11 protein-coding genes are annotated in these 12,277 nt (G+C 71.2%); 4 read left to right on the top strand and 7 right to left on the bottom strand.

Translation table 11 applies throughout. The features are described from left to right. The first annotated feature begins 168 nt into the window (after positions 1-168). The 3 genes from ACQKM2_RS11540 to ACQKM2_RS11530 all read left to right on the top strand — a co-directional run bounded on the left by ACQKM2_RS11540 (position 169) and on the right by ACQKM2_RS11530 (position 2,107). Positions 169-1,383 carry a LolA family protein gene (locus ACQKM2_RS11540; RefSeq protein WP_427708550.1) on the top strand — a complete coding sequence of 405 codons (1,215 nt, stop codon included), beginning with the start codon at positions 169-171 and terminating at the stop codon, positions 1,381-1,383. 107 nt (positions 1,384-1,490) lie between these two features. Then, positions 1,491-1,694, top strand: a complete 204-nt coding sequence (locus ACQKM2_RS11535; RefSeq protein WP_241253340.1) for a hypothetical protein — start codon at positions 1,491-1,493, stop codon at positions 1,692-1,694. Next, positions 1,691-2,107, top strand: a complete 417-nt coding sequence (locus ACQKM2_RS11530) for a hypothetical protein (protein WP_427708549.1) — start codon at positions 1,691-1,693, stop codon at positions 2,105-2,107. The genes ACQKM2_RS11535 and ACQKM2_RS11530 overlap by 4 nt, the downstream gene beginning before the upstream one ends. An 89-nt stretch (positions 2,108-2,196) precedes the next feature. On the opposite strand, the gene ACQKM2_RS11525 is transcribed toward ACQKM2_RS11530, so the two are convergent. From ACQKM2_RS11525 to ACQKM2_RS11515, 3 genes are all read right to left on the bottom strand, one after another. After that, entirely contained in the window at positions 2,197-3,513 is a 1,317-nt protein-coding gene (locus ACQKM2_RS11525; protein WP_427708547.1) for a M28 family metallopeptidase, read from the bottom strand. A 218-nt stretch (positions 3,514-3,731) separates the two neighbouring features. After that, complete coding sequence (gene rarD, locus ACQKM2_RS11520; RefSeq protein ID WP_427708545.1) at positions 3,732-4,760, bottom strand: EamA family transporter RarD; 1,029 nt, start codon at positions 4,758-4,760, stop codon at positions 3,732-3,734. A gap of 121 nt (positions 4,761-4,881) precedes the next feature. Continuing rightward, positions 4,882-5,736, bottom strand: coding sequence for an NAD(P)H-binding protein (locus tag ACQKM2_RS11515; RefSeq protein ID WP_427708544.1), 855 nt, complete (start codon positions 5,734-5,736; stop codon positions 4,882-4,884). 112 nt (positions 5,737-5,848) lie between these two features. On the opposite strand from ACQKM2_RS11515, the gene ACQKM2_RS11510 reads away from it, so the two are divergent. Next, positions 5,849-6,211, top strand: coding sequence for a winged helix-turn-helix transcriptional regulator (locus tag ACQKM2_RS11510; RefSeq protein WP_007265846.1), 363 nt, complete (start codon positions 5,849-5,851; stop codon positions 6,209-6,211). A gap of 50 nt (positions 6,212-6,261) precedes the next feature. On the opposite strand, the gene ACQKM2_RS11505 is transcribed toward ACQKM2_RS11510, so the two are convergent. From ACQKM2_RS11505 to ACQKM2_RS11490, 4 genes are all read right to left on the bottom strand, one after another. After that, on the bottom strand, positions 6,262-7,377 hold the full coding sequence (locus ACQKM2_RS11505; RefSeq protein WP_427708541.1) for a 2-oxoacid:ferredoxin oxidoreductase subunit beta: 1,116 nt from the start codon (positions 7,375-7,377) through the stop codon (positions 6,262-6,264). Continuing rightward, a complete protein-coding gene (locus tag ACQKM2_RS11500) occupies positions 7,370-9,316 on the bottom strand; it encodes a 2-oxoacid:acceptor oxidoreductase subunit alpha (protein ID WP_427708539.1) in 1,947 nt (648 codons plus the stop codon). The genes ACQKM2_RS11505 and ACQKM2_RS11500 overlap by 8 nt, the downstream gene beginning before the upstream one ends. A 222-nt stretch (positions 9,317-9,538) precedes the next feature. Next, positions 9,539-10,198: a response regulator transcription factor gene (locus ACQKM2_RS11495; RefSeq protein WP_427708661.1), complete on the bottom strand. Its 660-nt coding sequence runs from the start codon at positions 10,196-10,198 to the stop codon at positions 9,539-9,541. Positions 10,199-10,706: 508 nt separating this feature from the next. Beyond that, on the bottom strand, positions 10,707-12,011 hold the full coding sequence (locus tag ACQKM2_RS11490; RefSeq protein WP_427708536.1) for a sensor histidine kinase: 1,305 nt from the start codon (positions 12,009-12,011) through the stop codon (positions 10,707-10,709). Between the last annotated feature and the right edge of the window lie 266 nt (positions 12,012-12,277).

The following is a 12,277-nucleotide window of genomic DNA, read 5'->3' as shown; positions in this document are numbered from 1 at the left end:
TGTAGGGGCCCTTCCCGTGTCATCCCACGGTCGTACGCGGAGTTGATTCCGGGGACTGACGCCCGCGACTCCCCGGTTTGGTCAGATGGAGTCATCGAACCCCACCGGATCGGGTGAGCGCGGCGCCACGGGGGCCGCCGCCGAATACACAGAGGGCAGGGCATTCAGATGGCAGCGAACACGAAGACCTCGCGCAAGGCCGCCCGGTACGCCGTACCGGTAGCCGTGGCGGGTGTCGCGGCGGCAACCGTCGCGATGGTCCCGGCCTTCGCCAACGCCGGAGGCCCGGACCTGCCCAAGGTGACGGCGCAGCAGCTGATCGAGAAGGTCGCGGCCTCCGACGTGCAGCAGCTCTCCGGCACCGCCAAGATCACCACCGACCTCGGCCTGCCGAAGATCGCCTCCGGGCTGCTGGGCGGCGGCGGGGTCGCGGGCGGCTCGGCCAACCCCGAGGACAAGATCGCCCAGCTGGCGAACGGCACGCACACCTTCCGCGTCGCGGCCGACGGCCCCGACCGCCAGAAGCTGACCTTCCTCGACGGCAAGGACGAGTACACCCTCGTCCACAACGGCCAGGACGTCTGGGGCTACGACTCCAAGTCCAACGAGGTCTTCCACGACAAGGACGCCCAGAACGCCGGCCAGGACCACAAGAAGACCGCCGAGCGCCTCCCGGCCTCCCCGCAGGAGCTGGCGCAGGAGGTCCTCAAGTCCGCCGGCCCCACCACCGACATCAGCGTGGGCGACACGGCGCAGGTCGCCGGCCGCGACGCCTACCAGCTGGTCCTCAAGCCCAAGCAGAGCGGCTCCACCGTCGGCTCGGTGCAGATCGCGGTCGACGCCAAGAACGGCGTGCCGCTGCGCATCCAGCTGCTGTCCAGCCAGGGCGGCAAGCCGATCGTCGACGCGGGCTTCACCCAGGTGGACTTCGCCAAGCCGGCCGCCGACGCCTTCACCTTCACCCCGCCGAAGGGGGCCAAGGTCACCGAGGGCACCGAGCACGGCAAGGCCGGCAAGGACGGCAAGGACGACAAGCCGTTCAAGGCGCTGGAGTCCTTCCCCGGCCTCGGCGACCTGGCCGGCGGGGCGGGCGGCAAGGGCGACGTGAAGGTCCTCGGCGAGGGCTGGTCCGCGGTGGCGCGCATCGACAGCGGCGCGGCCCAGGGCGGCAAGTCCCTCAAGGACCTGGAGAACGACAAGAACGCGCCCAAGGAGGCCAAGCAGTTCCTGAACTCCCTCGGTGACAAGGTCACCGGCAAGTTCGGCGAGGGCCGCGTCTTCTCCACCCGCCTGGTCAACGCGCTGATCACGGACGACGGCAAGGTCTACGTCGGCGCGGTCACCAAGGACCAGCTGGTCAAGACGGCCGACTCCGCCAAGTAGCGGCCACGGCACCACGGCACCACGGGGGTGGCCCGGGACCTGTGTCCCGGGCCACCCTTCTGCCGTTCCCCTCCTGCGTACAGCGGTCCCGCTGTACGGTGATGGACATGTCGAGACACGTCACCATCCGCCTGGACGAAGAGTTCCATGAACGCCTCAAGGCGCGTGCGGCGGCGCTGGGGACGACGGTCACCGCGCTCATCACCGAGGTCACGGAACGCGAACTCGACGAGGACCGCAAGAGGTTCCTCAGCGGCATAGAGGAGTTCGCCGACCACTGGGGCTACTTCCAGGAGCGGTTCGGCAATTGAAGATCACCATGGAGTGGGCCTGGACCGCGCTGGCCCACCATCTGCCGTCGGACCCCGCCGTGTGGGACCCCTCCGGGGTGGCCGCCGCCGTCGCCCGGCACCAGAACGACCTGGTCATGGTCCCGGAGCAGCCCGCTCCGGACACCGCCTGGCGGGCCGCCGCCTTCCTGCACACGCTCGCCGTCTGCCCCGCGCTGGAATCCCCGATGAACGAGTTCTACGCGGCCGCGGCCACCCGCTCGTACCTGCGGGTGGCCGGTGCGAAGCAGCTGCCCTCGCCCGAGGAGCTCGGCGACCTGGTGGAAGCCGCGAAGCTGGGCCGCGCCGACGTGGCCGCGGTCGCCCAGGAGCTGCGCGTCCGCATCCAGGAGCCGCTGCCCGCCTCGCTACGCCCCGGCACGGAGGACGCGTAGCACCATCGGGCAGCTCCGGCGTGATCCGGTCAGATCACGCCGGAGCCCCAGAGGTCTAGACCAATCTGGTCCGATCTGCCGGTTCGCGGTCAGAAGGTGATCTTCCAGCTGTTGATGTAGCCCACGTCCTGCGCGGCCACGTCCTTGACCTGGAGCTTCCAGACGCCGTTGGCGACCTCGCTGGATGCGTTCACCGTGTAGCTGGTGACCAGGTTGTCGGCCGAGTCCGAGCTGGAGTTCTTCAGCCGGTACGCCGTGCCGTCCGGGGCGATCAGGTCGATCACCAGGTCACCGCGGTAGGTGTGGACGATGTTCACGTCGACCTTGGTGGTGGCCGGGGCGTTGCCCGCGACCCCCGAGACCGTGATCGGCGAGGTCACCGCGGCACCGGGGGAGTCCGGGATGTTCACGTCCGCCGTGTTCTCGAAGGACGGGCCCGGCGGGACCGGGGTGGCCGCCCCGAGGTTCCAGATCGCGTAGGCGATGGCGTCGGCGTTGCGGTCCAGGGCGGTGTCGTTGATGTTCGCCGTGGTGTCGCAGGACGAGTGGTAGCAGCGGTCGAAGGCCTGGCCGGAGGTGCCGCCCCACTTCTGGGCCTGGGCGGCCGTCTTGGTGTAGTCGGCGCCGGAGAACAGGCCGCCGACCGGGATCCCGGCGCTCTTGAACGGCGCGTGGTCGGAGCGGCCGTCGCCCTCGGTCTCGATCTCGGTGGGGATGCCGAGGCCCGCGTAGTAGTTCTTGAAGGTCTGCTCGATCGTCGGGTCGTCGTCGTAGACGAAGTAGCCCGGGTTCGGCGAGCCGATCATGTCGAAGTTCAGGTAGCCGGAGATCTTCGCCTTCTCCGCCGCCGGCAGGCTGTTCACGTAGTACTTCGAGCCGACCAGGCCCAGCTCCTCCGCGCCCCACCAGCCGAAGCGCAGGTGCTTCGTCGGCTGCAGGTTGGCGCGGGACACCGCGAGCGCGGCCTCCAGGACGGCCGCCGAGCCGGAACCGTTGTCGTTGATGCCGGGGCCCGAGGTCACCGAGTCCAGGTGGGAGCCGGACATCAGGACCGAGTTCGGGTCGCCGCCCGGCCAGTCGGCTATCAGGTTGTAGCCGGTCGCGCCGCTGGAGGTGAAGGTCTGCAGGCTGGTCGTGAAGCCCGCCGCGTCCAGCTTGGCCTTCACGTAGTCGATCGAGGCCTTGTAGCCGGCCCGGCCGTGGGCGCGGTTGCCGCCGTTGTTGGTGGCGATGGTCTGGAACTGGGCCAGGTGCGCCTTGACGTTGGCCAGCGGGATGTCCGGCGGGGTCGGCGCCGCGGTGACGGCCGTGGGTGCCGCGAGCGCGGCGGGAGAGGTGGCGGCCAGCAGCCCCGCGACCGCGATCGCGGTCGCGGCGGCAAGACGCCGGGAGACGGACAGGCTCATGTGGGGGCTCCGGGATTCCGTTGGGATGATCCGTTTGGGATGAGACGGAACGTGCGGGAATCGTGCAGGTGAGCGTTGGTGCGTCAGTGCGAGCCTGATGTTCAGCGAGAGTATGACTGTCCGTCAAGACCACAATCCGGTCAGGGTCGTTCGGAAAACGGACGATCCCCGGTACGGGTGTTCCGTACCGGGGATCGTGTGGTGTAGCGCTGTGGCGGTTACGCGGGTTCGCGGCTCGGTGCCGGGTCGGCACCGGCCGCGGCCGGAGCGCCCGCGGCGCCGGTGCCGGCGCCGGTGTCCGAAGCGGACGCGGACGCGGCCCCGGCCGCCGCCGAGGTGGAGGCCTCGGCGAGCAGGGCCCGCGAGCGCCGCGCGGTCCGCAGCGCGTCCCAGGTCAGCAGCAGCAGCGCGGCCCAGACCAGGGAGAAGCCGGCCCACCGCTCCGGCGGCATCGCCTCGTGGAAGTAGACGACCCCGAGTGCGAACTGGAACACCGGCGCCAGGTACTGGAGCAGCCCCAGCGTGGACAGCGGCACCCGGATCGCGGCCGCCCCGAAGCAGACCAGCGGGATCGCGGTGACCAGCCCGGTCGCGGCCAGCAGCGCCGAGTGCCCGAGCCCTTCTGCGGCGAAGGTGGACCGTCCCTGGACGCCCAGCCACACCAGGTAGCCCAGGGCGGGCAGGAACTGCAGGGCCGTCTCGGCGGCCAGCGACTCCAGCCCGCCCATGTCGAGCTTCTTCTTGATCAGCCCGTAGGTGGCGAAGGAGAAGGCCAGCGTGAGCGAGATCCACGGCAGCCGCCCGTAGCCGACGGACAGCACCACCACGGCGGCGAAGCCGATCCCCACCGCCGCCCACTGGGCCCGGCGCAGCCGCTCGCCCAGCACCAGGACGCCGATGGCGATGGTGACCAGCGGGTTGATGAAGTACCCGAGGCTGGCCTCGACGACCTGGCCGTTGTTGACCGCCCAGATGTAGAGGCCCCAGTTCACGCTGATCACGGCCGCCGCCAGGGCCGTCAGCCCGAGCTTGCGCGGCTGCCGGACGATCTCGGCGATCCAGCTCCAGCGGCGCAGCGCGAGGAGCGCGATGCCGACCACGGCCAGCGACCAGACCATGCGGTGGGCGAGGATCTCGATCGCCCCGGACGGCTTGAGCAGCGGCCAGAAGAGGGGGACGAGCCCCCACATCCCGTACGCGCCGAATCCGTAGAGCAAACCCGTGCGCTGCTCGTTCTCCGCCTTCACGGGCCCTCCAGTGCTACTTCCGGCCAATCTCACAACCTCACGACGGTATCGCCGCAAGGCGCCGCTGTCATGCCCGTTCCAGGGAGATACTCATGACACCGCGGGGGCGGGAGGGTCGGGATCAGGCCAGGGCGGCGGCGATGGCCTCCGCCACCGGCGTCGTCGGGCGCCCGATCAGGCGCGCCAGGTCGCCGCTGGTCCCCGCCAGCCGGCCGCGCGAGATCGCCGCGTCCACGTCCACGAGGATCGCCGCGAAGGGTCCGGGCACCCCGGCGCCGGTCAGCACCGTCAGGTGCGCGTCGGCCTCGACGGCGGCGTACGCGACCTCCTGGCCGGACTGCCGCGCCACCTCGTCGGCGTACTCGGCCAGGCTCCAGGCGGTGTCCCCGGACAGCTCGTAGACCTTGCCCAGGTGGCCCTCGCCGGTCAGCACCGCCGCCGCGGCCGCCGCGTAGTCGGCCCGCGCCGCCGAGGCGATCCGGCCCTCGCCGGCGCTGCCGACGACCGCGCCGTGCTCCAGGACGGAGGGCAGGTGGGCGGTGTAGTTCTCGTGGTACCAGCCGTTGCGCAGGAAGGTGTGGGGGAGCCCGGAGTCGAGGATCGCCCGCTCGGTGGCCTTGTGCTCGGCGGCCAGCTCGAAGTCGGCCTCGGGCCCGCCGAGGATGCCGGTGTAGGCCAGCTGGGCGACCCCGGCGGCCGCGGCGGCCTCGACCACGGCCGTGTGCTGCGGGACGCGCCGCCCGACCTCGCTGCCGGAGATCAGCAGGACCCGGTCGCCGGCCCGGAAGGCGCCGGCCAGGGCCGCGGGGTCGCCGTAGTCGGCGATCCGTACGTCGATGCCGCGCGCGGCCAGGTCGGCGGCCTTCTCCGCGCTGCGGACGACCACGGCCAGCTCGGTGGCCGGGACCCGGCGCAGCAGCTCCTCGACGACGAGGCGGCCGAGGGATCCGGTGGCTCCGGTGACGACGATGCTCATGATGCGCTCCTGGTGCGTGGGGTGGGGGATCCCGCGGTCCTTCGCGGGATGACACCAGCCTATGGAGAGCGCTAACTATTCGTAAGTACCCACTTCAAAGTAAGGTACTGGTATGGAAGTAAGCGTCAAAGCCCCCATGTGCCCGTCGCGCGGGATCCTGGAGCACGTCACCAGCCGCTGGGGCGTACTCGTCCTCGCCGCCCTGGTGGAGCGCCCGTACCGGTTCAGCGAGCTGCGCCGCGAGGTGGGCGGGGTCAGCGAGAAGATGCTCGCCCAGACCCTCCGGACGCTGGAGCGCGACGGCTTCCTGCTCCGCCACGCACACCCGGTGATCCCGCCGCACGTGGACTACTCCCTGACGGAACTGGGCCGCGAGGCCGCCGAGCAGGTGTGGGCCCTGGCCCGCTGGACGGAGCGCCGCACCGGCGAGGTCCAGCGGGCCAGGGCGGCGTACGACGAAGCCCGGACCCCGTAGCGGGGTCCGGGCTCGTGGTCGTCGGCCGGGTGCCTCAGCCGACGGGTGCCTCAGCCGATCACGGTCCAGGTGTCGGAGCCGGCCAGCAGGGTCGCCAGGTCGCCCTTGCCGCGCTGGTCGACGGCCGCGTCGAGCTGTTCGGCCATGAGGGTGTCGTAGACGGGCCGCTCCACGCTGCGGAAGACGCCGATGGGAGTCCGGTGCAGGGTGTCGGGGTCGGTGAGCCGGGACAGCGCGAAGGCGGTCGTGGGGGTGGCGGCGTGGGCGTCGTGGACCAGGATCCGGTCCTCGTTGGCCGCGGTCACTTCGACGACTTCCAGGTCACCGGTGCGTTCGTTGCGGACGACTCCCTTGTCGCCGTCGGCGCCGAAGCGGATGGGCCGGCCGTGTTCCAGGCGGATGACGGCTTCGCGGGCCTGGTCCTGGTCCTTGAGGGCGTCGAAGGCGCCGTCGTTGAAGATGTTGCAGTTCTGGTAGATCTCGACGAGGGCGGTGCCGGGGTGGTCGGCGGCCTGGCGCAGGACCTCGGTGAGGTGCTTGCGGTCGGAGTCGATGGTGCGGGCGACGAAGGAGGCCTCGGCGCCGAGGGCGAGGGAGACCGGGTTGAAGGGGGCGTCGAGGGAGCCCATCGGCGTGGATTTGGTGATCTTGCCGAGTTCGGAGGTGGGGGAGTACTGGCCCTTGGTGAGGCCGTAGATCCGGTTGTTGAAGAGGAGGATCTTGAGGTTGACGTTGCGGCGCAGGGCGTGGATGAGGTGGTTGCCGCCGATGGAGAGGGCGTCGCCGTCGCCGGTGACGACCCAGACGGACAGGTCGCGGCGGGAAGTGGCCAGGCCGGTGGCGATGGCGGGGGCGCGGCCGTGGATGGAGTGCATCCCGTAGGTGTTCATGTAGTACGGGAAGCGGGAGGAGCAGCCGATGCCGGAGACGAAGACGATGTTCTCCTTGGCGAGGCCGAGCTCGGGCATGAAGCCCTGGACGGCGGCCAGGACCGCGTAGTCCCCGCAGCCCGGACACCAGCGGACCTCCTGGTCCGACTTGAAGTCCTTCATCGACTGCTTGGCCTCGGCCTTCGGGACCAGGGACAGCAGCGTGGACACACTGGCGGGGACGTCGGCGGCGACGCCGTCGGGAACGTCGGTGGGGGCGTCGGTCACCTCAGTCATTGATGGCCTCCTCGAGAACCTTCGCGAGCTGCTCCGCCTTGAAGGGCATTCCGTTGACCTGGTTGTACGACTGGGCGTCGACCAAGTACTTCGCCCGGATCAGGGTGGCCAGCTGCCCGAGGTTCATCTCCGGCACCACTACCTTGTCGTAACGCTTCAGGACCTCTCCGAGATTCCTCGGGAAGGGGTTGAGGTGGCGCAGGTGGGCCTGCGCGATGGGGGTGCCGGCGGTGCGGAGCCGGCGGACGGCGGCGGTGATGGGGCCGTAGGTGGAGCCCCAGCCCAGGACGAGGGTGCGGGCGCCGTCCGGGTCGTCGACCTCCAGGTCCGGGACCTCGATGCCGTCGATCTTGGCCTGCCGGGTGCGGACCATGAAGTCGTGGTTGGCCGGGTCGTAGCTGATGTTGCCCGTCCCGTCCTGCTTCTCGATCCCGCCGATCCGGTGCTCCAGCCCCGGCGTGCCCGGCACCGCCCACGGACGGGCCAGGGTCTGCGGGTCCCGCTTGAAGGGCCAGAACACCTCGGTGCCGTCCGCGAGGGTGTGGTTGGCCGCCGTCGCGAACTGGACCTTCAGGTCGGGAAGGTCCGCCACGTCCGGGATCCGCCACGGCTCGGAGCCGTTGGCGAGGTACCCGTCGGAGAGCAGGAACACCGGCGTCCGGTAGGTCAGGGCGATCCGCGCCGCGTCCAGCGCGGCGTCGAAGCAGTCCGCCGGGGTGCGCGGGGCGACGACAGGGACGGGGGCCTCGCCGTTGCGGCCGTACATGGCCTGCAGGAGGTCCGCCTGCTCCGTCTTGGTCGGCAGCCCGGTGGACGGGCCGCCGCGCTGGATGTCCACGATCAGCAGCGGCAGCTCCAGGGACACCGCCAGCCCGATGGTCTCGGACTTCAGCGCCACACCGGGCCCGGAGGTCGTCGTCACGCCGAGCGCGCCGCCGAAGGCCGCGCCGAGGGCGGCGCCGATGCCGGCGATCTCGTCCTCGGCCTGGAAGGTCCGTACGCCGAAGTTCTTGTGCCGGCTCAGCTCGTGCAGGATGTCCGAGGCCGGGGTGATCGGATAGGAGCCCAGGTAGAGCGGCAGATCGGCCTGCCGGGCCGCCGTGATCAGCCCGTAGGAGAGCGCCAGGTTCCCGGAGATGTTGCGGTAGGTGCCGGTCGGGAAGGCCTTGGTGGCCGGGGCGACCTCGTAGGAGACGGCGAAGTCCTCGGTGGTCTCGCCGAAGTTCCAGCCCGCCCGGAAGGCGACGATGTTCGCCTCGGCGATGTCGGGCTTCTTCGCGAACTTCTGCCGCAGGAAGTTCTCCGTGCCCTCCGTGGGCCGGTGGTACATCCAGCTCAGCAGGCCCAGCGCGAACATGTTCTTGCTGCGCTCGGCCTCCTTGCGGGAGAGCCCGAAGTCCTTCAGGGCCTCCACCGTGAGGGTGGTCAGCGGCACCGGGTGGATGTTGTACGCGGAGAGGGAGCCGTCCTCCAGCGGGGAGGTCTCGTAGCCGACCTTGGCCATGGGGCGCTTGGTGAACTCGTCGGTGTTGACGATGATCTCCGCGCCGCGCGGCACGTCCGCGATATTGGCCTTCAGCGCCGCCGGGTTCATCGCGACCAGCACGTTCGGAGCGTCGCCCGGGGTGAGGATGTCGTGGTCCGCGAAATGCAGCTGGAACGACGACACGCCCGGCAGGGTCCCGGCAGGGGCCCGGATCTCGGCGGGGAAGTTCGGCAGCGTCGAGAGGTCGTTGCCGAAGGACGCCGTCTCCGAGGTGAAACGGTCACCCGTCAGCTGCATACCGTCACCCGAGTCACCCGCGAAACGGATGATCACCCGGTCGACGCGGCGGATCTCCTTGCCGGCTCCATGGGGCGCAGTCGCGGTGCGCTGCTCCCCGATGGACCCGCCGGCCCCGTCGGCCTGCTCGGCCGGGCTACTGACCTGGCTGGTCACTGAACTGGACCTCCTTCGAGGCGGGGCGCTCGTTCCCAGGACCAACCCTACGTCCGTGAGGTCGTCAGGCCCTGGGATCGCCCGCATTCTGGACCGCCCCTCACGGGGCGGTCTGTCCGACAGACGTCGTGCACAACTCGAAATATTCCAAATCACCCGGCGGTCGCCGTGGCGCGCCGGAACGGCGCGCCCCACCTGACGCATTGTCAGTTAATCAAGACCTCAGGACCTCAGGTAGGTGAGGACCGCCAGTACACGCCGGTGATCCCCGTCACTCGGGGACAAACCCAGCTTCATGAAGATATTGCTGACGTGCTTCTCGACGGCCCCGTCACTGACCACGAGTTGCTTCGCTACAGCGGAATTCGTGCGTCCTTCAGCCATCAGGCCCAGCACCTCGCGCTCGCGCGGGGTCAGACCGGCCAGGACGTCCTGCTTACGGCTGCGTCCGAGCAGCTGTGCCACGACCTCGGGGTCCAGCGCCGTCCCGCCCCGCGCGACGCGGACGACGGCGTCGAGGAACTCCCGCACTTCGGCCACCCGGTCCTTCAGCAGATACCCCACGCCGGTGCTGGAACCGGCCAGCAGTTCGGTGGCGTACTGCTCCTCCACGTACTGCGACAACACGAGCACACCGATGCCGGGATAGTCCCGGCGCAGCCGCACGGAGGCCCGTACGCCCTCGTCGGTGTGCGTCGGCGGCATCCGCACGTCGGCCACCACCACATCGGGCAGCGCCCCCTCGGCGGCCAGGTCCGCCACCGTCTTGATCAGGGCTTCCGCGTCCCCGACGCCGGCCACGACGTCATGCCCCCGGTCGGTCAGCAGCCGGGTCAGGCCCTCACGGAGCAGCACTGAATCCTCGGCGATGACGACCCGCACCCTGTCTTCCACGTTCCCGCAGCTCCCGCGTCCACTCGTCGACCCACTTGGCAGAGCCAAGCATCCCAGCCGGACCGGCGCTGGGGGGCGGATCCAAGCCAAGGCCGGAAGACATGTCCGAATCAAGCCGACGGGACCTTCTCGGGGGAGGAGCTGGGGCCCTAAGGGGTCCAATTCAAGCCTCGCCGGCGATTGAGGCGCGGGGGTCCAGGGCGCAGCCCCTGGGCGCTTCCAGCCCCGCCGGCGTTTGAGGCGCGGGTCCGGGCGGAGCCCGGGGATGCTTCCAGCCTCGCCGGCGTTTGAGGCGCGGGTCCGGGCAGAGCCCGGGGATGCTTCTAGCCCCGCCGGCGATTGAGGCGCGGGTCCGGGCGGAGCCCGGGGAACGGTGGAAGGGCGGGTAGGGGACCTCGCCCGCGCAGCGGCCCACCAACCCGCACCGGCCCCACCGGCCCGGCGCAGCGGCACCCCCCGCCTCGCGGCCCCGGCCCCGCGCAGCGCCCGGCCCCGGCTACGCGCGGGAGCGCCACGGCAGCTCCGCCGTGACCACCGTCCCCTCCCCCTCGGGGGAATCCACCACGAACACCCCGTCCACCGCATCCAGCCGCTCCGCGAGCCCCGCCAGCCCGCTCCCGCCGGAGGCATCCGCTCCGCCCCGCCCGTCATCCGCGACCCGCAGCAGCAGCCGGTCCCCCGACCGCCACACCTCGACGCTCGCTCCCCGCGCAGACGCCCCCGCGTGCTTGCTGACGTTCTGCAGCAGCTCCGACACCGTGAAGTACGCGATCCCCTCGATCGCCTCGGCGGGCCGCTCCGCCAGGTCCACCTCCACCCGCACCGGCACCGCGCACCGCGAGGCCACCGACGACAGCGCCGCGTCGAGCCCCCGGTCGGTCAGCACCGCCGGGTGGATGCCCCGCGCCAGGTCCCGCAGCTCCTGGAGGGCGATCTTCACCTCGCCGTGCGCCTCGTCCACCATCCTGGCCGCGGCCTGCGGGTCCTCGGTGAGCTTCTCCTTCGCCAGGCCCAGGTCCATGGCCAGCGCCACCAGCCGGGCCTGCGCCCCGTCGTGCAGGTCGCGTTCGATCCGCCGCAGGTCGGCCGCCGCCGTGTCCGCGACCGCCCCGCGGTCGGACTCCAGCTCCATGACCCGGTCGTCCAGCCGGGACCGGCCGAGCAGCCCGCTGACCAGCACCCGGTCGGCGCTGGTGAGCGCCCGCAGCACCCACGGGGTGGCCAGCGTCAGGCCCAGCCCGATGACGGCGGTGCCGACGACCGTCGCGGGGGAGTCCAGGTACAGGACGTAGTCGTCGTTCTGGAGGACCGGCAGCCCCGGTAGGTCGGTGAAGGCCGGGAAGACCCAGAACCACAGCGGGTACAGCAGCAGGCTCCAGCCGGTGGTCCACAGCACGAGCGCCGTCGTGAAGGTGAAGACCGCCCACGGCAGGTGCACCACGGAGTACAGCACGTGGCGCCAGGCGCTGCCGTTCTTGAGCAGCGCCCCGAGCCGGGCCACCGCCCCGCCCTTCGCCGCCCGGACCGGCGCCGGATCGGCGAGCGGCACGCGCAGCATCCCGCGCACCCGGGCCCGCTCCACCTGCCCGAAGCCCCGGCACATGGCCAGCACCCCGGCCAGTACCGGCACGCCGACGAACGTCACGAGCAGCCCGGCGCCGATGGCCACGCCGGTGACGGCGAGCGAGAAGTACAGGGTGCTGAGCGGCAGGCCCACCAGCAGGTACGCGAACTCGCGCCAGGTCTGCGCCGCCACCGGAGCCCGCAGCACCGCCCGCATGATGCCCTTGCCGTCGCCCATGATCCCGCCCGCCCTTCATCTCATCCCTTGACCCTCCAACCCTGCCGCCGGCCCCTCTGCCCGAACCATGCGGCAGGTCACCGTCTCCCCCGGGGGTTAACCCCACCCCGTCCCACCCCCGGGCCGGCCAATCCCAGCCCCGCCGACGTCTGGCAATTCCAGCCCCGCCGGCGTTTGAGGCGCGGGGGTGCGGGGCGCAGCCCCGGGGAACGATGGAAGGGCGGGTAGGGGACCAGCCCCGCGCAGCGGCCCACCCACCCGGACCG

Origin of the sequence: Streptomyces sp. NPDC004126 (assembly GCF_050275515.1) — a bacterium.
Lineage (GTDB): Bacteria > Actinomycetota > Actinomycetes > Streptomycetales > Streptomycetaceae > Streptomyces.
The sequence above is the reverse complement of the archived record's forward strand: the minus strand, read 5'-3'. Positions and strand labels throughout refer to the sequence as shown.